The sequence below is a fragment of the Streptomyces sp. HSS9-12 genome, assembly GCF_054963655.1.
Genome location: NZ_JBUEGC010000046.1, coordinates 33,736 through 55,545 on the forward strand (window position 1 = coordinate 33,736; position 21,810 = coordinate 55,545).

17 protein-coding genes and 1 other RNA gene are annotated in these 21,810 nt (G+C 66.4%); 8 read left to right on the forward strand and 10 right to left on the reverse strand.

Annotated elements, in window-relative coordinates:
- Window positions 1–99: 99 nt before the first annotated feature.
- On the forward strand, window positions 100–801 hold the full coding sequence (locus ACY34J_RS22425; protein WP_462728348.1) for a CDP-alcohol phosphatidyltransferase family protein: 702 nt from the start codon (window positions 100–102) through the stop codon (window positions 799–801).
- Between the two features lie 14 nt (window positions 802–815).
- Here ACY34J_RS22425 and ACY34J_RS22430 read toward each other — a convergent pair whose 3' ends face one another.
- The 7 genes from ACY34J_RS22430 to ACY34J_RS22460 all read right to left on the reverse strand — a co-directional run bounded on the left by ACY34J_RS22430 (window position 816) and on the right by ACY34J_RS22460 (window position 9,419).
- The gene (locus ACY34J_RS22430) at window positions 816–1,241 is read right to left on the reverse strand and encodes an adenylyltransferase/cytidyltransferase family protein (RefSeq protein ID WP_462728347.1); all 426 of its coding nucleotides are present in this window, start codon (window positions 1,239–1,241) and stop codon (window positions 816–818) included.
- Window positions 1,242–1,261: 20 nt separating this feature from the next.
- Window positions 1,262–2,785 carry a PQQ-binding-like beta-propeller repeat protein gene (locus ACY34J_RS22435; RefSeq protein ID WP_462728346.1) on the reverse strand — a complete coding sequence of 508 codons (1,524 nt, stop codon included), beginning with the start codon at window positions 2,783–2,785 and terminating at the stop codon, window positions 1,262–1,264.
- A 68-nt stretch (window positions 2,786–2,853) separates the two neighbouring features.
- Window positions 2,854–4,404: an oligosaccharide flippase family protein gene (locus tag ACY34J_RS22440; protein WP_462728345.1), complete on the reverse strand. Its 1,551-nt coding sequence runs from the start codon at window positions 4,402–4,404 to the stop codon at window positions 2,854–2,856.
- Complete coding sequence (locus ACY34J_RS22445; protein ID WP_462728344.1) at window positions 4,401–5,921, reverse strand: hypothetical protein; 1,521 nt, start codon at window positions 5,919–5,921, stop codon at window positions 4,401–4,403. The genes ACY34J_RS22440 and ACY34J_RS22445 overlap by 4 nt, the downstream gene beginning before the upstream one ends.
- Window positions 5,918–7,318, reverse strand: coding sequence for a hypothetical protein (locus tag ACY34J_RS22450; protein ID WP_462728343.1), 1,401 nt, complete (start codon window positions 7,316–7,318; stop codon window positions 5,918–5,920). Before ACY34J_RS22450 ends, ACY34J_RS22445 begins: the two co-directional genes overlap by 4 nt.
- A 392-nt stretch (window positions 7,319–7,710) precedes the next feature.
- Entirely contained in the window at window positions 7,711–8,838 is a 1,128-nt protein-coding gene (locus ACY34J_RS22455) for a glycosyltransferase (RefSeq protein ID WP_462728342.1), read from the reverse strand.
- On the reverse strand, window positions 8,835–9,419 hold the full coding sequence (locus ACY34J_RS22460; protein WP_462728341.1) for an LbetaH domain-containing protein: 585 nt from the start codon (window positions 9,417–9,419) through the stop codon (window positions 8,835–8,837). The genes ACY34J_RS22455 and ACY34J_RS22460 overlap by 4 nt, the downstream gene beginning before the upstream one ends.
- Window positions 9,420–9,686: 267 nt before the next feature.
- Between ACY34J_RS22460 and ACY34J_RS22465 the strand changes: the two genes are divergently transcribed.
- From ACY34J_RS22465 to ACY34J_RS22475, 3 genes are all read left to right on the forward strand, one after another.
- Window positions 9,687–10,991 carry a WcaI family glycosyltransferase gene (locus ACY34J_RS22465; protein ID WP_462728340.1) on the forward strand — a complete coding sequence of 435 codons (1,305 nt, stop codon included), beginning with the start codon at window positions 9,687–9,689 and terminating at the stop codon, window positions 10,989–10,991.
- Window positions 10,992–11,285: 294 nt separating this feature from the next.
- Window positions 11,286–12,266, forward strand: a complete 981-nt coding sequence (locus ACY34J_RS22470) for an NAD-dependent epimerase/dehydratase family protein (protein ID WP_462728339.1) — start codon at window positions 11,286–11,288, stop codon at window positions 12,264–12,266.
- 219 nt (window positions 12,267–12,485) lie between these two features.
- Window positions 12,486–13,424, forward strand: a complete 939-nt coding sequence (locus ACY34J_RS22475) for a class I SAM-dependent methyltransferase (protein WP_462728338.1) — start codon at window positions 12,486–12,488, stop codon at window positions 13,422–13,424.
- 32 nt (window positions 13,425–13,456) lie between these two features.
- Here ACY34J_RS22475 and ACY34J_RS22480 read toward each other — a convergent pair whose 3' ends face one another.
- The 3 genes from ACY34J_RS22480 to yaaA form a co-directional block, all read right to left on the reverse strand.
- Entirely contained in the window at window positions 13,457–14,944 is a 1,488-nt protein-coding gene (locus ACY34J_RS22480; protein ID WP_462728337.1) for an exopolysaccharide biosynthesis polyprenyl glycosylphosphotransferase, read from the reverse strand.
- Between the two features lie 147 nt (window positions 14,945–15,091).
- Window positions 15,092–15,709: a bifunctional 4-hydroxy-2-oxoglutarate aldolase/2-dehydro-3-deoxy-phosphogluconate aldolase gene (gene eda, locus ACY34J_RS22485; protein ID WP_462728336.1), complete on the reverse strand. Its 618-nt coding sequence runs from the start codon at window positions 15,707–15,709 to the stop codon at window positions 15,092–15,094.
- Between the two features lie 74 nt (window positions 15,710–15,783).
- Window positions 15,784–16,584: a peroxide stress protein YaaA gene (yaaA, locus tag ACY34J_RS22490; protein ID WP_462728335.1), complete on the reverse strand. Its 801-nt coding sequence runs from the start codon at window positions 16,582–16,584 to the stop codon at window positions 15,784–15,786.
- 179 nt (window positions 16,585–16,763) lie between these two features.
- Here yaaA and rnpB point away from each other — a divergent pair.
- From rnpB to ACY34J_RS22510, 4 genes are all read left to right on the forward strand, one after another.
- Window positions 16,764–17,165: RNase P RNA component class A (gene rnpB, locus ACY34J_RS22495), an RNA gene on the forward strand.
- Between the two features lie 654 nt (window positions 17,166–17,819).
- Window positions 17,820–18,062, forward strand: coding sequence for a hypothetical protein (locus ACY34J_RS22500; protein WP_462728334.1), 243 nt, complete (start codon window positions 17,820–17,822; stop codon window positions 18,060–18,062).
- Window positions 18,063–18,123: 61 nt separating this feature from the next.
- Complete coding sequence (locus ACY34J_RS22505; protein ID WP_462728333.1) at window positions 18,124–18,615, forward strand: hypothetical protein; 492 nt, start codon at window positions 18,124–18,126, stop codon at window positions 18,613–18,615.
- Between the two features lie 235 nt (window positions 18,616–18,850).
- Window positions 18,851–21,520 carry an ATP-binding protein gene (locus ACY34J_RS22510; protein WP_462728332.1) on the forward strand — a complete coding sequence of 890 codons (2,670 nt, stop codon included), beginning with the start codon at window positions 18,851–18,853 and terminating at the stop codon, window positions 21,518–21,520.
- Window positions 21,521–21,810 lie beyond the last annotated feature (290 nt).

A 21,810-nucleotide genomic window follows, 5' to 3' on the forward strand; every position in this document is an offset into this window, starting at 1 on the left:
CGACACGCAGCAGACGTCTACGACTGGAACGAACTGCCCCATCTGTCGCATATGCCATAATCGAGATCCTTTCAGCAGAATATATGAAAGAGGCGAAATATGGCGGACTTTGCTGAGGGGTTGAGGCTGCTCGCGGCGACAAAGGAGTCGCACGAGGGGGTGTCGGTCTACACGCGGTTCATCAACCGTCCGGTGGGCCGGGTCTTCGCCGCGATGGCGTACCGGATCGGCCTCACTCCCAATCACGTGACCCTGATCAGCGCCCTGTTCACATACTTCGGCATCGCCGTGATCGCGACGATGCCGCCGGAGCCCCGAATGGCTCTCGTCGCGTGCGCCTCCTTGGTGGTGGGCTTCGCCCTGGACGCTGCGGACGGGCAGCTGGCGAGAACACAGAATTCCAGCAGCGCGAAGGGTGAATGGCTGGACCACGTCTTCGACTGCGGGAAGATCACCGCCATTCACATGGCGGTGCTGGTCTCGTTCTACCGCTTCTTCGATCTGCCCAGCCCGGCCTATCTGCTGCTGCCGATCGCCTTTCAGTTCGCGGCTGTCGTCATCTACTTCGCCGGGATTCTGACGGGCCAGCTCAAGCGGAAGACGGAGGGCAAAGTCGTGGTGACAGCGCCCTCCGCCCTCCGCGCGGTGCTCCTTCTCCCCGTCGACTACGGCCTGTTCTGCGTGACGTTCGCCGCCCTGGGGAATCCGGAGCTCTTCCTCCGCGTCTACTCCCTACTGCTCGTCGCGAATCTCCTCTTCATGGCCGCGTTCCTGGTGAAGTGGTTCCGGGAGCTGCCCTGAGGGGCTGCGGACGGTCAGCGTACGGTCGGTCTGCTGAGTACGCGGCGCAGCTGGGCGCTCGTCGGGTGCACGGTGTGGGGGAAGTGCACGACCTCCACACCGACGCCCGCCAAGTCGCGTTCGAGCCTGCTCCACTCCTCAGCGGGCCGGCCGTCGTCGCCTTTGAAGATCACATCGAACCGCACCTGCTTCCAGTTCGCCAGCTCGTCGGTCGTCGTCGTAACGACCGCCTCATCGACGCAACGCATGCTCTGGACGATCTCCAGCCGTTCGGGGAGGGGCATCACGGGTGCGCTTCCCGTGATCCGCGGGGCGATGTCATCGGAGGCGAGGCCGGCGATGAGGTGGTCGCAGTGGGCGCGGGCGTGGCGCAGCAGGTTCAGATGCCCCATATGGAACAAGTCGTAGACCCCGGGAACGTAGCCCACACGCTTGCTCATGATTCCCGCGCCCTCCTGCGTCACTTGGCTGCCTTGGTGGCTACTCGAGGCGAGGCGGGGGAGACGTTCCTCCCGTCGGTGACCCTGATCGAGTAGTGGTGCTGGGAGCCGGGGGCGACGGTGTCCGTGTAGGACATGTTCGGACGATGCCAGAAGGTGGACCGCTGGGTGAGCGAGGCGAGGTAGTCGCCGTCGCGGTAGATCCGGTACGTCAGTTCCGCGTCGTCCCGGTCCCAGGCGGCACGCCAGGCGAGCGTGACCTGCCCAGCCCGCTTGCTGGATACGGAGAGCGCCGGAGCCTTGGGGGACGTCATCGAGTAACCGTTCCCGAAGCGGGTGAGGCCCTGCTGCGGTCGGCCGTTGACCTCGGTGAACTCGCCGCCGACCCACAGGATGTCCCCGGCCATCACCATGGCCCGCGGTCCCAGGTGCTCACCGAGGCCGCCGTTGGTGTCGGGGAACCAGTGCAGGATGGTCTTGTTGGTGGTGGACTGCGCCAGGAAGTGCTGGCGCCTGCCCTCCGGGAAGCCGCCCGGAGTTCTGCTGCAGTCGTGGGCGTGGGAGGCGCTGTACAGGATGCCGTTGTAGGGGACGACGGACTGGGTGGCACCCAGGCAGTCGTCCTTCCAGATCATGGTGTCGTTGGCGAGGCGGCCGGCGATGCGGCCGTCGAAGAGTCCGTGACCGTTGCCCTCAGCCCCGATGTAGAAGTTGGTGCCATCGTTGGCGAGTGACTTCACATGCGAATCGGTCGGGATCCAGTTGTAGGTCCGGACGGGGGCGCCGGTCGACGGGTTGAGCCCGACGAGCGCGTGCGTACGCAGGTTTCTCGCCCAGTTGAAGTCGCCTCCGACGATGATCTTTCCGTACCTCTCGACGGCCATGATGGCTCGGACCGGCGCGTCGAGGAACACCGAGAACGGCAGCAGCGGGCCGTTCGGGCTGAGCGCGGCAATGCGCTTGCGTACCTGACCGTTGACCTTACTGAAGTCGCCGCCGATGTAGACGGCGCTGTTCGTGGTCTCGATCGCCCGGACGGTCGAGGTGACGGCGGGCCTGAAGTGCGTGCGCAGCGTGCAGCTCGCAGTGTTGATCGCCGCGACATTGGAGACCCCGTATGACCCGACCCTGCCGAAGGAACCGCCGATGTAGAGCACTTGGCCGTCGGGCGAGGCCTTGAGCGCGCGGACGGTGCCCTGGGGGCCGTTGGTGAAGGACGGGGCGCAGGGCAGAAGTTCACCCGTGGTGGCGTTGAAGGCCGCGAAGTTGGTGCGGGGGACCTCGTTCTGACCGGGCTGGGCACCCGGCGGTCGGACGTGGTTGAACGTGCCGCCGACGTAGACGACGCCGTTCGCGTACGTCATGGACCAGACGATTCCGTCCGTCTGCCAGGTGGTCATCGGGTCGGTGGACAGCGTCGGCTTCTCGGCGCGGACGGACCCGGACGCGGTGGCCAGCGAGGCGGTGGTCAGCGAGGCCGTGGCGAGGATCGCCCCGGCCGCAACAGTGCTGGAGATCCTTTTCGTGGGCTTTCTCAGGCGCATGGACCCCTCACGGGTGTGGCAGCAGTGGCGATGACGGTGTAGCGAGTCGCATCCCCTACCCCCCGGTGCTACGGGGCGCCTTTGGCGCGGCTGCGTAGTACACCGAAGAGCTCACTCACTCCCAACGTCATGCGATTTCGGGAGAAACCTACACCGAATGCGCAAATTGTCAGTGTGATCCCGGCGGCGAGTCCCAGCACCGTGTCGCCCACGAACAGCCTTACGGGCAGGACGAGCGAGGCCGTGCAAGTGATACCGAGTCTGGCCGCGGCGAAGTATCCGCGGTCGACGGGAGCGAACCCCAGGCGGCGGCCTACGAGCACGGCCGAGGCGAGGTTTTCGATCACGATCGCCATTCCCCAGGCCAGGGCGGCTCCCAGAACTCCCAGGTGTGGCACGAGGAGAACGCCGACGACCACATGCACCACGAACGCGGCCCCGGTGACGGCCAGGTGCCATGAGCTCTTCCCGGCCATGAGCATCACGGTCTGGGCATCGCCGATCGAAACATTGAACGCCGAGGCAAGACACAGGATGACCAGGGCGCCGGCCCCCTGGTGGAAGCCTGATCCGAAGACGGTCAGCACGGTGCCCGGGAAGCAGCCGAGCAGCACGAACAGCGGCCAGGAGAACAGCACGATCCAGCGTGTGGCCAGCCGGTACAGGTCGCGCGCCTGCGTCGTCTCGCCCAGCGCCAGGAGGCGGCTGAGCTCTGGGCCGACAGCGAGCCGGATGGCGAGCTGAACAAGCGTCCCCGCGGTGATGACGCGGCCGACGGCGGTGTAGACGCCCGCCCCCTCACTCGTGCCCAGCGCCGACAACAGGATGACGCCGATCCAGACCGCGCTGATGTCGAACATGGACGAGATGGCGCGCGGGGCGGAAAATGCCCAGAACTCCCGCCCCGGACGGGCCGCTTCCGGCGCCGAGGTCTCCTCGTGCGCCGCGCGGCACCTGCGCAGCGCGACCCAGGCAACCACTGCACCGGCCAGCGACGGGAGGAGCCAGGCAGCAGCCATGGTGAGGACCCCGGGGGCCAGCAGCGCAATCGGCAGAGCGAGCAGGACGCGCAGTACGGGTTTGCCGATCTGCTCGATCCCGACGAAGGGCACCACGGTGCCGTAGCCACGGCTGGCGCCGAGCAGCAGCAGCGACACCGTTGCCAGGGGCAGGAACAGCGCGAAGAGCCGGACCAGCTCAAGCGCCTCTTCGGGTGGGAAATTCGGGAGCAGGGTTGTGGACAGCGTGGGCGACAGGAACAGCAGCGCGGCCGCCGCTGTGCTTGCCACCACGCCCGGTACGACGGCCGTGCGCAGCAGCGCGCCCATCCGGCGGTCGCCGACCGTCGCCAGGTCACGGGAGACGAAACGCACCAGCCCGGTGTCGGCGCCGAGCTTGCAGGCATTGCTCAGGATCGTGAAGACGGCGACGCCGGTGAACACTGCCCCCGCTCCACGCGCGCCGACCATATGAGTGACCAGGGCGACCAGGACGAAGCCGAAGAAAGCGTTGGCACCCGATCCCAGAAAACCCCACCAGCCGCCGCGCGCGGTGGCGGCCACCCCATTGGGGGTGGCCGTTCCCGCTCGGGCGGTCGTGGTCGTTCCGATGGCGGTCACTTTCGGGAGGCCACGAGCTTGTTGTCCTGCGAGGACTTCGTGTCATAGGACGCATCCGTGTCGCGGTCCCGCCGCCACAGCCGGGTGATGTCCAGGGCGCTGCGGATTCGTTGCCACCGGGAACGCATGTCGAGCACCGCGCCCAGGACACGACCGCCCGCGCCGGTGACGAGTTCATGTACCCGCTCGAGTTCGTCGCGCCGGTCCTCGTCCAGATTGCACACCACGATCACACCGTCCACCCGCCGGGCCAGCGCCAGACCGTCGGCGTGAGCAAGCATGGGCCGGGTGAGGACGACGACCGAACTGTCGGACTCGGTGGGCTTGAGATGCCGGATCACGGAGGGTGTGGACAGGGTGCGGACGACATTGCCCTTCTTGGCGCCGGGAAGGAGGGTGAAGCGGCCCGCCTTGCCCGCGTCGACGACGCGACGGCCGTCGGAGGAGCCGGACTCCGCGACCGGAAGGTGCCGTGCGAGCTTCGGGTTGCGCGGGTCCGCATCGAGGAGCAGTACGTCATCGCCGATCTCGGCGAGTGCGGCGGCGATGTTCACCGCGACAGCCGCTGCGTTCCTGTTCGGCCTCGGGGCCACCACCAGCAGCCGCCTGCCGTCGGTGGACTGCTCGTCGCGGGCGAGCCGGAAGGCGATGGACCGGTACACCTCGGCGAGGGGAGTGGTGGTGCGGCCCACCACGAGCAGCTCCTTGGGCTTACGGCCCGGAAGAATGCCCAGCACGGGAGCGCGCAGGGTGCGCTGCACGTCGGTGACCGAACGCACGCGCGGCTCCAGGACCGACAGCAGCCATGCGATCAGGATGCCGAAGGCGAGACCCACCACACCGCCGAGGGCGATGAGCACCACCTGCTTGGGGCCGGACGGGTGCTCGGCGGGCTCGGCCCTGCGGACGATGTCGCCCCCATCGGTGTCCTGCGAGTTCAGATCATCGATGCGCCGTTGAAGGCCGCGAATCTGCGAACGCAGGCCCTCCTGCTCGGCCTTGCTGTCGCTGAGGCGCCGCTGTTGGGCGAGCGGAGTGATCTGCTTGTTCAGGGACTCCGTCAGCCGGCTCACCAAGGCGTCGGTCCTGGCCTTGCGGTCGGCGAGGTATGCCTGGACGAAGGCGTTGCTGAGCCGCGCTGCGCGCCTGGGATTGTTGGCGGAGTACTCGAATCTGATGATCTGGCTGTTCGCCGGGACGGTCACCCGCAGCTTCCGCTGGAGCTCGGTGGCGTTGTCCGGATCATTCACGGCTTCCGCGGCACGGGCGGCGACGATCGCGCTGCGCGCCATCTCCCGCTCCGTGGCCATGGTGAACGGTCCCGACGACGAGCGGACGAGCACTTCACCGGTGGAGACGTAGGTCTGGGGGCGGAGCGTGCCCAAGGCGAGCCCGCCGAGCACCCCCAGTGCGACCCCCAGCACGATGAACACGCGGTACCGCAGCAATTTGCCGAGTTGTTCGCGTAGTGGGTCGGGCTCGTCGAACCTGTCGTCGAAGCGGTTGGGAGCGATCACAGTCGCCCTCCTGTTCCGGAGATCGTTGCCTCTACAGCGTTTGCAGCCGGCATCACCAACGACTTCGACCGGGATGTCCGGGGCGGCCGCGCCGTGATGCACAGCGGGATAATCAGGAGCAGGAACAGCGGTCCCGCGATGGCCATGAGGCTGCCGCGCAGGAGGACCAGCTGATAGACGGCGAAGGCCGGGATCAGCACTGCCGCCAGGGTGCCGCGCCGGGCTCGCAGCCGGTTGCGGATGTCGTCCACGCGGCGCCCTGCGGCGCCGAACAGCGCGAATACGGCGAGGACTGCCGGGACGCCGCCCCAGATGTAACTCTCGATCCACAGCGGCGCGGAAAGATTGGAGAATTTGTAGCCCGCGTAATTGGCCAGCGCGATGCCGGTGTCCTCGGGTTTGCCGGGCCACTTTGAGCGCGGCACCATGAAGAGTGCGGCTCCCGCAGCGTTCTTCGGCGCGTATCCGCTGTCCCTGACCAGGTCCACGCCGGTTTGCATCTGCTGGTAGGCGTCGTAGTCCCCGTTGGTGGTGAACTGGCCGGCGACGGAGATCACGGGCATCTCCTCGCGCTTGTCGTAGCGGAAATAGTCGCTGTAGGGGAAGACGAGAAGCACGGACACGATCAGTGCGGCGGCGGTGATGCGGAAGGCCTGCGGCCGGAAGAGTCGCTTCGATGCGAACACAAGGGTCAGCAGCACAGTTCCGGCCCAGAAACGGGGCCTGCTGATGGGGTTGTTGACGATGACGTTGAGGACCAGCAGCACCGGCAACAGCACCAGCCGCATACGGCGCAGGAATTGGCTGCGGCTCTCCGGGCGGGGCAGGTGTACCAGGGCGACCAGCGCCCAGAAGGCCGGTACCGCCAGCACCCAGGCCAACAGGCTGTGGGACGGTCCGGCGCCACCCGAATGCCTGACGGCCTCCCGGCTGGCGAAGAACATCGCCACCCCTCCTTGCCGCGGGATCAGTACCACGGCAAGGGCGAGGGCGAAGCCGCAGAGCAGCAGCGCGGGCACCGGTGAGATCGTGCGGGAGAGCAGAGGTTCGAGAGCTACGGAATGAGCCTTGGCGTACCGGCCGGCGATCGCCGCTCCGGCGCCGTAGGCGAGCAGACCGATTTCGATGAGAGCCGTCGCGGTGAAGGCCGTGTTCTCCCCGGTCCGATAGGGCCAGGGATATTCATCGGTGGCCAGCATGGCGAGCGGGGCGAGACCCAGCCACACATAGGCGAAGAGCCAGAAACCGAAGGCCATCAGGCGCACTGTCACATCGCTGAGCACCCGGGCGAGTCCGCCCCCGGTGTGCACCACCACGACGCATTGCAGCGCGATCGCCGCCCCGATGCGCACGTCCAGCGACTGGAGAATGAGCCCCGGTACCAGTGCGATGAGCACTACGGCCCAACCGCATACGGCAGCAACACTACGGATTTGACTGCCCCGCACCTGTGACCCCTCGCTGACGTAATGACAGATAGCTTATTTAGCCGTCTGTCATTAGATATAACCTAGAGGCGCGCCGGAGCGGTTGAGGGTTGACGGGCGTGTCCCCTGCTGCTTCGACCGCGTAGGCCACTTGCTCCACAGCGGCGGACGTACGGATGAGTCAGGGGATTATCCGGGGAACCAAATGAGCCGCATCCCCGGCAATGAGCTGGGAGTAATCATCAGGTAATAGCCTGAAGAAAAGCGCAGCGACCGGCGCCACGCAGGGTCATACGTGGAACCGGCCGGGGCTCAGGGCGAAGCTACTTGGCGTGAACGCGACGAGCAGCCAGAACGAGGCTCTACGGCGTACAGGCGTCGCGGTAGATCTCCTCAAGCCGGTCGATCACCGCGCCGATGGAGAAGACCTCTTCAACCGCACGGTGACCGGCCTCGATGAGCGATCGGCGCAGCTCGTCGTCGCCGAGCACCCGGCACACCGCACCGGCCATGGACTCCGGGCTGCCGTCGGTGACCATGGCCGCTCCGCGGCGCGCCAGCTCCTCGGCAATGCCGCAACTGTCCGTACACACCGCGGGGGTGCCCGATGCAAGAGCCTCCACCACCGTCATACCGAAGGGCTCGTTGACGCTCGGCAGTACATACACCGCTGCCTTCTTGTACGCGTGCACCGTCGCCGCAGGCTCAAGCGCGCCGCCGTAGGAGACGACGCCGTCCAGTCCACGGTCGGCGATCAGCTCGCGCACACCCGGAAGCGATCCATCGTCCGCGCCGTACAGGGTGAAGGACGCCTCCGGCAGCTGCTTGTGGACCAGCGCGGCCATCTCCACAAACGCCTCGGGGCGCTTACGAGGATGCAGCCGTGCCAGGAAGATCACCTCCGGGCGGTGCGGTTCCGCCGCGGGGGAGCCCGCCTCCCTTCGCGGGCGCACGCCGTTCGGCAGATGCAGCAGCGGTGGGCTCTGCGGCGCGGTGATCTCGGCCAGGTCCCGTCGCTCCTCGTCGGTGAGCATCAGGCCGTAGCGCGCCTTGCGCAACAGCGGTACGAAGACCCCGTCGAAGAGCTTGGTGACGGCGTTGTGCCGGGGTTGCACCATGCCGTGCGTCTGCACCACGAAACGCCGCCGGCGCAGCGCCGCGACGGCCAGCGCCGTCAGCGAGACAAGGTCGCGCCCCGCGTGGATGTGCACCACATCGGCGCCGTCCATGGCGCGCCACATGTCCCGTGCCAGCAGCGGGTGCATCAGTCCGAGGAACCCCTGACCGGGGATGATGGAGCGGGCCGGCCTGCTCCGCAGCGGCGTGGAGCCGATCCGCTTCGGAGCCTGAGATCTGCCTCGCCACAGAGACAGGAGCTCCACTCGATGGCCGCGCGCGGCCAGTTCCTCGAGTTGCCCGGTGGCGACGGTGGTCGGGCCGCCGAACGCACCGTCGTCGGTGACGAGAGTGACCACATGTACGACTCTCATGCCTTGGCTCCCGTCGTGACGACCGAATCCGGACTGACATCGCGATGGGCGACGGCCGAGGCACCTACGACCGCCCCACGCCCGACGGTGACTCCGCGCAGCACGACGGCCCTGGCCGCGATCCAGGAGCCCGGCTCCACGGTGATCGGCCCATTGTCGAACTCAAAGGTGGGAGAGCGCCGTTGGTGGCTCCCGGTGCACAGCATCGCGCCCTGGGAGATGCAGGTGTCACTGCCGATGGTGATCTGCTCGAGATTGATCAGCCAGGCATCCTCGCCGATCCAGACGTCGTCGCCGACCTCGAGTTTCCACGGCCAGTGCACGCGCACACGATGACGGATCAGGACCCGCTGCCCGATCCGGGCGCCGAACGCCCGTAGCAGAGCCGGTCGCCACCGAGGCGGAAACCACCACCTGACGAAGAGGAGGTTCAGCACCGCGAACCAGGCGGCTTGGACGAACAGCGGGCGTCCCTTGTCGTAGCCGGCGCCCGTGAAGCCGCGCAGCGAACGCTTCACAGTGGCATTGCGGAGGTTCCGTTCGGCGTCTGCCGCAACACGGGTGGCGGTGGTCTCTGCCATCTCGTACCCCTCCTCAGTGCAGGGATGATCCGTCGGTGTTGCCTGGCGCTAGCGGACGTCGTCGCCGTACATCGGGGGTAAATCAGGCGAGCTTCGAATGAAGCTCATATATAGCTCAGAGATGGATAAAAGTCGGTGTGCGCAGGGTGTTTGTCTGCCACACGTGGGGCGTGTTCGACCGGATGGGGCACGCACGATGGGCTCGTTGAATGACATGCGCTGCTCGGCGAGCGGCCATGGTCGTTATGAGGTGATATTCGTCCTCATATGACTACAGCATCACTGCGACGACCCATCGGATACGCGGCGGACGTGAACGATGTGTTCACCGGTCGCCGCTTTCTCCTCGTCTCCACCAACTACGCCCCGGAACACGCCGGGATCGGGGAGTACTCAACCCAGATCGCCGAGCACTTGGCGGCCGCGCAGGCGGAGGTACACGTACTCGCGGGTATGCCGCACTACCCGGCCTGGCGGGTGGACGACGACTACCGGGGTCGATGGAGGGTCCGGGAGAACCGGCGCGGAGTCGAGGTCCACCGCCGTCGTCACTATGTCCCGCCACGTCAGACCGCGGTGCGCCGGGCGCTGTACGAGCTGAGCTTTCTGGCGCACGGATCGGTCGGGCTGCCGCGTTTCCGTCCCGATGTCGTGCTGACCCAGATGCCGAGTCTGGCGGGCGGCGTCATCGGCAGCCGCGTCGCGCGCAGTCACGGAGTGCCGCACGTGGTTGTCGTACAGGACCTCATGGGTGCGGCAGCGGCACAGAGCGGCATCAGCGGCGGGGGCAGGGTCGCGTCTCTGGCCGGCGCGGTGGAGAAGCACATTCTGCGTTCGGCCGCGTTGATCGGTGTGGTCCACGAGACGTTCGTGGACCGAGTCGCTTCCATGGGGGTGCCCAAGTCGCGGATCAGGCTCGTGCCCAACTGGACGACGCACGAGCCTCCTTCGCTCGGCGACCGCAATGCCGTGCGCGAACGGCTGGGCTGGCGGAAAGACCAGGTCATCGTGCTGCACTCGGGAAACATGGGCCTCAAGCAGGGGCTCGAGGTGCTGGTTGAGACGGCGCGCGTCGCGGCCGGCAGCAACCCGCGCGTCCGGGTCGTGCTCATGGGGGAGGGCAGTCAGCGGGCCCACCTTGAGCAGCTTGCCCAGGGCCTGCCGAACCTGGACTTCCTGCCCCCCGCCGATGACAAGGACTTCTCCGACGTGCTCGCTGCCGCCGACGTACTCGTGGTGACCCAGCGGGCGTCGGTCATGGACATGAGCCTGCCGTCCAAGCTCACCGCCTATTTCGTGGCCGGGCGGCCCGTCGTGGCCTCGGTCGCGATCGGCGGCGGTACGGCACAGGAGGTGGAGCGCTCAGGTGCGGGAGTGGTGGTCGCGCCGGAGGATCCCCGCGCGCTGCTGGGCGCGGTCACCGAGCTGAGTCTGGATCAGGACCGCTGTGCCGCCTTGGGACAACAGGGGCCCCGCTATGTCAAGGAGCGGCTGAGCAAGGAAGCCGGACTGGGCCGCATCGCCGCACTGCTGTCCGAAACGCTCATGACGCGGCCCCGGCGCGGCCGATGACCCAGGGAGTCATCCTCCCTGCGTGAGTGCTTTTGAGCGAATAGGCCAAAAAGCAGGTAGGAAACCAGCTTTTACGTAAAAGACTCACCATGATCGGCCGCCGTGTCACACGGCTTGGCCGAACAGCCAGGTCGCTCGTCGCGGCGGGCTGCACCTGCGCTGTCTACGGAGCCGGGCGGTCTCCATGCATTCGCCGTGCTGGTTGCGGCCGCGATCGCCGGCTCCCCCTGATCGTCACGCTGCTTTTGTGCGTGCCGGTCGATGACCGACAACCGCCCCAGAAAGAGGCATTTCATGGCTGACATCCACGCAGTGGTGACCGGTGCCGGAGGTTTCATCGGAGGCCATCTGACTCAGGCACTGCTGGCTGAAGGCAAGACCGTACGGGCCGTTGACCGCAAGCCGCTGCACGAGTGGTACCAGGTGCACCCGGAGGCCGACAACGCCGTGCGCGATGTCTCGTTCCGCGCGCAGTGTGAGGAAGTGCTGGCAGGAGGCGCGGCCGAGGTCTACCATCTCGCCGCCGACATGGGCGGTATGGGTTTCATCGAGAACAACAAGGCCGCCTGCATGCTCTCGGTGCTCTCCAGCACCCACATGCTGCTCGCCGCTCGCGACGCCGGGGTCGGACGTTACTTCTACTCGTCCTCGGCCTGCGTGTACGCGGCCGACAAGCAGACCGACGCCGACGTCGTACCGCTGCGCGAGGAGGACGCCTACCCCGCCATGCCCGAGGACGGCTACGGCTGGGAGAAACTCTTCAGCGAGCGGATGGCGCGTCACTTCCGCGAGGACTACGGCCTGGCCACCCGAATCGCCCGCTACCACAATGTCTACGGGCCGCACGGCACCTGGGACGGCGGGCGGGAGAAGGCTCCCGCCGCCGCGTGCCGCAAGGTGGCCACCGCGGTGCTCACCGGCGCCGACGAGATCGAGATCTGGGGCGACGGTGAACAGACCCGTAGCTTCACCTTCGTTGACGACTGCGTCGACGGAACCATTCGCCTCACCCGCAGCGATGTCACCGAGCCCCTCAACATCGGCTCGGACCAACTCATCAGCATCAACGAGCTCTACTCGCTCGTCGAGGGCATCGCCGGAGTCCGGCTGCACCACCGCCACATTCCCGGCCCTCTGGGCGTCCGCGGCCGTAACAGCGACAACACGCGCATTCGCAAGGAGCTGGGCTGGGAGCCGTCCATCTCGCTGCGGCAGGGCCTGGAGGTCACCTACCGCTGGGTATACGACCAGGTACAGGCGAAGCTCAACGGCTGACCGGACCCTGCCCGATCAGAAACCGGGGGGGAGGGGGGATTCACGTATTCTGGATTATGGTGCGGACGACGCCAGACAGGCGGCGGATTCCCATGGGCTGCAATCCGCCGCCGGTGGCGGCGCAGAACATCAGCACACGGCATGGGCTCATCATTCATCTGAACAGTTCCCCGGTGTGTCCGAAGTGGTTGATCAGCGCCTCCGTATACGTTGATCGTCATGGGAAACAGCGAAACTGCACTGCACATTCGGCGGCAGTTCAAGAATGCCGTCAAGCGCCAAGCGGTCGTCGCGAACAAGGTTCTCTCGCACGTGGGGATCCTTGTGGCACCCCGCCACTATTACTCTTCCGCTCCGGATCTGCGCGGCCTCGCCGCGACCCGTGAGTTCTGGCGCACTCCTTCCCAACTTCCCGGCCTGCACGTCGATCTCAACGAACAGATCGCCTGGCTCGAGAACGCCTGCAAGCCATTTCTCGACGAATACCAGGGAAACGCGGTCTTCGAGAAAGCGGGTCCGCTGGGACCCGGCTACGGCTACATCGAGGCGCAGGCCCTGCACGGCATTCTGCGCTCTCTGTGCCCGCGCCGGTATGTCGAAGTCGGCAGCGGCGTCTCCACACATGTCGCGCTGCGGGCACTCGACCGCAATGCGAAAGACGGCGCCCCGGGGACCGTGACCTGCATCGAACCGTACCCGCGCCCCTGGCTGAGCTCCGACCCCCGCGTACGCCTGCACCGCACGCCGGTCCAGGCCGTCGATGTGGAGATGTTCACCGGGCTCACCGCGGGCGACGTCCTGTTCGTCGACTCATCCCACGTGGTCAAGCCGGGCTCGGATGTGAACTTCCTCGTTCTGGAGGTCTTCCCGCGCCTCGCCCCGGGCGTCATCGTCCACATCCACGACATGTATCTGCCGTACGACCACCAGCGCGACCTGCTGACCAGCGTGCTGCACTGGTCGGAGACCTCGCTCGTCCGAGCCTTCCTGACCCACAACGACCATGCGCGGATCCTGGCATGCATGTCCCATCTGCACTACGAGCGGCCCGAAGAGTTGCGCACGCTGTTCCCGGACTACCGGCCGGCACCCAGCCATGACGGCCTCCGCGCCGGTGAGGGACACTTCCCCTCGTCGCTGTGGTTCGAAGTCTGCTGACATCGCCGTCCGCTCGCCGCTACTCGCCGGTATCAGTACGCGCCGCGCCCGTCCACGACCGCACGCACCGTGCGGACCATGACGTCCATGTCCCAGCCCAGCGACCAGTTGTCGACGTAGCGCAGGTCGAGCGAGACGGTCTCGTCCCAGGACAGGTCCGACCGTCCGCTCACCTGCCACAGCCCGGTGAGTCCGGGCTTGACGCTCAGCCTGCGCATCTCGACCTCGTCGTACCGGGCGACCTCCTCGGGAAGCGGCGGCCGGGGCCCGACCAGTGACATACGGCCCAGCAGCACATTGAACAGCTGGGGCAGCTCGTCCAGCGAATAGCGGCGCAGGAAGCGGCCCAGGGGGGTGACGCGCGGGTCGCGCCGCAGTTTGAACATGTGCCCGTCGTTCTCGTTCGCCCCCTCCAGCTCACGCTTGAGCCGGTCCGCGTTCACCACCATGGTCCGGAACTTCCACATGACGAAGGGCGCGCCGTCCTTGCCCACACGCGTCTGGCGGTAGAAGACGGGCCCGGGCGAGCTGAAGCGTACGGCGACCGCCAGGGCGACAAGCAGCGGGGCCAACGCGAGGACCAGGGTGAGGGCACCCACCCGGTCGGTGAGCGCCTTCAAGGCGGCGGGCGCGCCACGGCGGGAGGGGGGCGCGATGTGCAGCAGCGTGAGCCCGGCTGCCGAGGTGAGCCGAACCCTGCGCCGTGCCACCTCGATGATGCCCGGGAGCACCACCAGGGACCGCCCGGCGTCGTGCAGCGCCCAGGACAGCCGTCGCAGCCGCTCGCCCGACATGCGTGGCCCCGGAGCGACGAAGACCAGGTCGGCGTCGAGGGCTTCCGCCGCCTCCAGCACCACCGAGGAGTCCTCCTCCAGAACCTCGGGCCGCTCGGCCGCCAGCCGGGCGTGCACGGGCACACCCGACATCAGCTCGCCCCCGCCCACCGCACAGACCCCGACGACCACGTACTCATGGTCCGTACGCTGCGCGAGCTGACCGACGATGTCATCGGCCGCACTTGCCTCGCCGACGACGAGAACATGGCGGACCGCGTGCGCCACTCTCCGTGCCGCAAGAAGGTGACGATGGGTCATTTTGCGGTGGACCACGGAGACCGCGAGACAGGGCAGCAGAGCGGCGAATGCCGCGGCCGGAGCGGTGTCGATGCCGAAGGCGGGGCGCAGTACCGCGAGTGTGCCGAGCAGCACGAGCCAGTCGCGCAGCACCGGTCCTACGGTGCCGCTCTCCGCCAACTGCCAGTGCGCGTAACGCTTGCGCGTCATCCCCACCAGCAGCCAGATGACGGTGGCGACGGCCGCGTACCGCAGCGGATGGGCCTCGTGCGCGGCGGACAGCGTCGCCGCCACCGGCAGCGCCACGCCCGCGGAGTCGAAGAACAGCGCGGCTGGGAGATACCACCGGGCTTTCTCGTGTCTTCGAATGGTCGTTTTCTGCGGCGTTACAGGCTCTGCCTGACGTGTCTCCGCGATCCTGAACCGCCGCATGACCCTCCCAGCCATCCTGAAAAAGAACGGATGGGCGCAGCTGTGACGGAACCTTCGTGAGTCACAGCGCGCCTCTCACGATGTTCATATCAAGATACTTGGCAGTTTGTCGGATTTGCGTCATCCAGCCTGGTGACCTCTCGCGTGCCGCGGTGGTACGGCTCAGTGGCCCAGTGACGCCGCCTCACGGGCGAGTCGCTTCACACATGACCAGTCCCTGGTGCGCAGCGCGTCCTGCGGCAGCATCCACGTGCCGCCCACGGACTTCACATTGGGCAGGGCGAGGTACGCCGGTGCCGAGTCGGCCGTGATTCCGCCGGTCGGGCAGAAGCGGGCCCGGGGGAGAGGGGAGGACAGGGACCTGAGGTACGCGGTGCCGCCCGCGGCCTCCGCCGGAAAGAACTTCATCTCCGTGACCCCGCGCTCGAGCAGTGCCACCACCTCGGAGGCGGTGGAGACGCCAGGGAGGAACGGCCGTCCCGACGTCCGCATCGCCCCCAGCAGCCGGTCCGTGCAGCCCGGGCTGACCAGAAAGTGAGCTCCGGCGTCGATGGCCGTCTCGACGTCCTCGGGCGTGATCACGGTGCCCGCGCCGACCACGGCGTCGGGCACCTCGTTGGTGATCGCCCGGATGGCGGCAGGTGCCGCGGGTGTCCGCAGGGTCACCTCGATCGCCCGCAGCCCGCCCGCCGCGAGCGCGCGGGCGAGCGGCACCGCGTCGGCGGCGTCCTCCAGGACCACAACGGGGAGGACGGTGGCGATATCGAGCACGGAAGTCATGCCGCCATCCTGTGTGACGGCATCGATCATTTGCAACGGATGTTGCAGATGTTGCAACCGGGATGGGTCTGGGCTCAGTGGATCTCGGTGACCACCACATCGAGCCGCCAGGCGGTGCCCCTCCTCGCGGGGGCCTGCGCCTCCACCACATAACCGAGCTCGCGCAGCGACTCCACCAGCTCCGCCGGACTCTCCGGCTCCGCCCCGGCCAGCAGCAGATCCCGCACCAGCCGCCCCTTGGTCGCCTTATTGAAGTGGCTGACCACCGACCGCTTCTCCACCCCGTCCACGATCTTCGAGTGGAGCACGCGCACCGTCGCCGTACGCTCCGCCACCTCGGCCTTCGGCTTCCACGCGGCGGCGTAGGCCGAGGACCGCAGGTCCAGTACGAGCCCGTCCCCGGCGGCCTGCGGCATGACCTGCGCCATCGGCTCGCGCCAGTACGCGCCGAGGGCGCCCAGCCCCGGCAGCTTCACACCCATCGAGCAGCGGTACGACGGGATCCGGTCGTCAATCCGCACCGCACCCCAGAGCCCGGAGAACACCAGCAGCGAGCGCTCGGCCCGCGCGCGGGCGGCCGCGTCCAGTGAGGCCAGCCCCAGGGCGTCGTACAGCACGCCGGTGTAGAGCTTTCCGGCGGGCAGGGCCGGCGCCGTCCGGAGGGCGGCGTTCTTGGCCACCTCGCCCCGCAGGCCCTCGCTCAGCCCGAGCACATCCCGTGCCTTGTCCTCGTCGCCCGTACACAGCGTGACCAGCTCGTCCAGCACCGTGGCCCGCGCCGGGGCCAGCCCCCGCAACGACAGCGCTGCCGGATCCAGCGGCGCCCCGGAATCTCCGGTGGCCTTTCCTTCGGACGGCGGCAACAGTACGAGCACAGCGTTTCTCCTCTGACCGGTGGGACTGGGGGTGCGGCCCCGGGCGCAGCCTATGCACTCCGGCCCCGGCCGCGGAGACGGGTCCGCGGGGCGGAACGGGCGTCTCCGCGGGGCGGAACCGGCGCCCCAATGTCGTCCGAGCGCCCTGGACCGGCAGGTAACATGGGTATGACGGCAGACGAGCCGGGCGGACGGCCGCGTCGGGATCCCCAGATCCCGCCGAGGAACGTCCGGGCTCCACAGGGCAGGGTGGTGGGTAACGCCCACCCGGGGTGACCCGCGGGACAGTGCCACAGAAAGCAAACCGCCGGGGGCTTCGGCCCTCGGTAAGGGTGAAACGGTGGTGTAAGAGACCACCAGCGTCCGGGGTGACCCGGACGGCTCGGTAAACCCCACCCGGAGCAAGGTCAAGAGGAGCCGCCGCGAGGCGGCTCTGCGCGGACGCTTGAGGGCTGCCCGCCCGAGTCCGCGGGTAGACCGCACGAGGCCGGCGGCAACGCCGGTCCTAGATGGATGGCCGTCTCCCGGCGGGCCGCGAGGCCCGTCGGTGACAGAACCCGGCGTACAGCCCGACTCGTCTGCCGCTACCTGTGGCTTTGCTTGGGAAAGGGCCTCTGACCTGCGTCGGAGGCCCTTTCCGGTCTTTCGGGGGCTTGCCGCGTTACGCGGCGGAAAGTCCCTCGGAAGTCCCTCAGACAGGGCTGAAAGTCCCTGAAAAGTCCCTGGCGCAGAGGAGCAGAGGAGCAGGCGACGCCTCTCAGCTGGTTCGGATTGATCGGACATAGCATTGTTGATCTGCCCGCGGCTCTGCAACTGCCGTGAGGTAGGACGCGGTCTGCGGTGGAGTGTTGGAGGTCTGGGCACGGTGCACTCGTAACGCCTAGGTCTCGGGTTCGAATCCCGGAGGCGGCTCACGTAAAGGCCCAGGTTGGATAGCCTCCGACCTGGGCCTTTGATCTCCAAGATTAATCCGTGGCGGCGGGGCACCCCTTCTGGGACGCCATGATTGCCACCGGTGGACAGTCGGTGGACAGGCGTGCAGCGATCGTGCAGAGCGGTGGACAAGCGGGTAGTTGCCGTTGGGCGATGAGCGGCCGATGCCAGGGGCGCGTCCGCGGTTGACCGAAGCCGCGTGGCCGGGGGGCGCTCTTGGGGGGTTCCCATAAAACGGGCAATCCACGGTGGCGGCTGATGGAGAATCGGCAGGCCGGGACATCGCTACGGAGGAGCCAGTCGTGAACGTGATGCGCTTTGACGCGGAGGCCGGGGACTTCGTCCTTGGCGTCCGGGAGGAGAGCGTGCAGCTTCTCAGGGGCATGGGCACGATCTGCCTCCAGGTGGGCCTGGAGGTGAAGGCGCCTCTCGCCTCGAAGGCTGGCAGGTTCCTGGCGTTGCAGGCTGACCTCTACGGCGTCCGGAGCCCGTACCAGCGGACGCTCGTAGGGCGGGTGACGGAGATGCTGCGCGCCCGGTCCTGAAGTTCCTCATCACTTCGGCCCAGCTCCACGCCATCAACGAGGCCGCGACGGAGACTTGCGGATGGAACTGGAGGTCACCGGCACGCTGCCCCAGGCCGCCGGTTATCCCGGCAGCGCGACGGAGGTGCTCCATTTCAGCGTCGCCAAGAGCCGCTGGATCGATCAGATCAACGCCCTCGGCCCCTCCGTCGCTTTCGAGATGCAGGTCCCGTTCCCGCTGGAGGACGACCCCCGCGCCGAGCCCGCCCAGCATCTGCGCTCCGCGCAGCGTCGGCTTCTGGACAGCGACATCGACGGCGCGATTCTGGAAGCCCGCCAGGCCCTGGAGTGGGTAAGGCTCCACAGCGGGTGGACCTGGCCCCTCAACAAGGATCCCCGCCAGCGCGGGCAGGACGAGCGATGGGCGGCGATTCGCACGGCTGTGGAGGACCAGGCCAGCGGATCGGTGCATGCGGACGCGGTCACGTCGGCGTTCAAGTACAGCCGGGACGAGGCCAAGGCGCTGATCGCCATCGCCGCAGTGCTGTTGACGGTCGTGGACCAGCCCATCTGAGTCGATTCCGGCACAAAAGCTGGCGCCCTGTCAGCTTCCCTCTGGCCGGGGCTCCTTCCCGCCTGCCGTCAGGCGGAACTGCCCTCCTTCTCGGGCGCGGGTGGGGTCGAGGACGATCAAAAGAGGTTCTGCCGAAGGGAGCGAAGTCGCGTGCGATGCCACGCTCTCTGAAACGATGTGAGTCAACTAGACATGTTTGTATGGAGGTTGCAGCTGTGGGAGTGGTGCAGACGTCATGACCGACGAGGTTCGACCTGGCGACGGCAATGACACCGTTTCGAACAAGATCACGGGCGGGCTCTTCGTCGGTGCCGTGATCCAAGGTCGTGACATCACGGTCCAGCTCCCCGAGCAGATCGCTCCTGCACTGTCTGGGCTACCACCTCGCCCTCGATCGTTTGCTGGTCGTAAGGATCAACTGGCCGAACTATTGGAGGCTCTCGCTCCTGATCAGTCCTGTCGGGCGGCAAGGGCCGCGATATCCGGACTGCCAGGTGTGGGTAAGACTCAGCTAGCCCTGCAAGCCGCGTACCGCGCTCTCGACGAGCCGGACTGGTTCCCCGGCGGAGCGCTCTTCGTGGATCTACAGGGCTACGACGACGAGCGTCGCCTTAGCCCCAATCAGGCGTTGGGTAGCTTCTTGCGTGCCCTTGCCATCCCTCGGGAACATGTGCCGGATGAGCTGGAAGACCGTGCCCGGCTTTATCGCGCGGTGCTTTCCACCTATGCCGAGCATGGGCGACGAAGCCTAGTCATTATTGATAATGCATATAGTGCGGCGCAGGTTCGCCCGCTGTTGCCCAGTGACGCCTCCACCGCAGTACTGATTACCTCTCGCGGCACCCTCGACATCGATGCTCGCCTTTACGACCTCGCTGTGCTGACGTCATCCGAGTCGGTAGACTTGATTCGGCAGGTGTTGCGGCGGGCCCGAGGCCATGACGATACACGTGTCGACGACGCGCCGACAGATGCTACTGAGATTGCGCAACTGTGCGGTCAATTGCCTCTAGCGTTAGACATCTGTGCAGCCCTGCTCGCAGACATGCCGAGTCGTCCACTTGCCTCCATCAAGAGATCCCTACTTGAAGCACATACCCGACTCAGGTATCTCTGTCGGGAAGACCGAGCAGTGCAGGCGTCTTTCGACTTGTCGTACGAGCAGCTTACGGCCTCGCAAGCTCGGCTCTTTCGTCTACTCCCTCTCAATCCGGGTCCCGATATATCGAGTCAAGCCGCAGCGCACCTTGCCGATATCGACGAAGGTTTGGCCGACGAGGTGCTTACCGACCTCGCGCGAGCCCACCTGGTCGACCCAGGAGACGTCTGGGGCCGCTGGCGTATGCACGACTTGATCCGGCTCTACGCCGACGGTTGCGGGAGAAGGCATGCTCATGAAGACCTACGGGATCAAGCCAACCTTCGGCTGATAGATCACTACGATCGCACCACAAAGGCGGCTGTTGACAGGATTGAAGCCCGCAGTGAGTCCCCTTCCCTGTTCGCCGACCACGATGAAGCGTTGGCATGGCTGGAGACTGAACGAGCCAACCTGGTTGGGATCGTCACTGTTGCTGCAGATGACGGCCGTGATGATACAGCCGTGAGTCTTGCTGCTGACCTAAGCTGGTTCTTTCATCGATCTCGGTATCTTGACGACTGGGTCGAAGTCGGAACGACGGCACTTGCAGCCTCACGCAGGATCGGTGATCGCGACGGCGAGGGAAGGATGCTGAGTAACCTCGGCTCAGCTCTTAAAGACGCGCGGCGGTTTGAGGAATCCATCGGCCTTCTTGAGGCTGCGGCCTCCTGCTTCCGTGAGGTCGGCGATGTCAATAGCGAGGGTGCAGTGCTCTGCAACCTGGGTGCTGTGATGGTTGACGCGCGGCAATACGATGAAGCTGTTGATGTTCTCAAGTCATCCATGACCAAGCTGTCAGGGGCCTCTCCCCAAAGCGAGGTCGTGATGCTGACCAACCTCGGGCTGGCTCTGAGGTCGACGCGGCGGTACGAGGAGGCCGTCAGTGTCCTAGCAGCCGCTGCGTCCCATGCTCGAAGAATCGGCGACCGCGGACGCGAAGGCGTGTCTCTTCTCGGACTTGGGGAAACCTGGGCGAAGCTCGGTCGGTTTGAGGACGCCGTCAACGCGCTTACTGTTGCCATGGAAATTTTTCAAGAGACGGGTGAACGTCGTCGTGAAGGCTCAGCACTAAGCATCCTTGGTGAGACCTTGGGGCAGGTGAACCGCACAGACGAAGCCCTCGAAGTCCTTGCCACAGCTGTCGCTATCCTTCGTGATGTAGATGATCGCCAGCTTGAAGGTAGGGCCTTGGCTACCCTCGGCTCAATTCTGAGGCAGGCGTACCGCTTCGGGGAATCCATCGACACTCAAAGAGAAGCTGCGGCCATATTTCATGGGATCGGCGACTTCTATCGCGAGGGCGTTGCGCTGGCCGAGGCTGGTGAGGTCCTGCAGGACTTGCGAAAATTTGAAGAGGCATTGGATGCACACAAGGCCGCAGCAGCAATATTCCACACGTCTGGCGACATTCACAACGAAGCTTTGGCGCAAGCAAGCATCGGGGCTTCCTTGGTCGAGTTGAAATATTTCGATGAAGCGATTGCTGTCCTCACCCCTGTTGTCGCCACGCTGCGAGAAGTTGGCGATGCAGCTTGTGAAGGGGTAGCGCTAGCCAACCGGGGATTCGCTCTCAGGTCTATTCGACGGTTCGACGAGGCCGTCGTTAACCTCGCTTCTGCTGCTGCCATATTCCGCGAGATCGGAGACCAGCATCGCGAGTATATGGCAGCCATCAACCTCAGTGCGGCGCTGCAGGCCAGATTTCTCAGTAATACCTGCTTTCCAAACCTTGATCGACTCCCCGATTCGTGGGCTCAGCGATGATCTCCCACGGTGGCTGTCGGGCTCCTCCGCTACCTGGGGCGGATGATGCTGGTTGTGCACGGTATATGGCGTGTTGGGGGCGGCTCCTCCGGGAGGCCGCTCAACAAGGGTCCGGCCGAACATTGTCTGGTTGGCCTACGAGGAACCACGGCTCTTCGTAGCGTGTCTACTCCTGCTGAATGTGTAGGCAGGAACGGAAGTCGGTGCAGGGTGGATCCGGTATCGGTTGGACTGCTGGCGGCGTTGGCGGGTGGAGCCGGTGGTGAGGTCGGCAAGCAGGTGTGGACAGG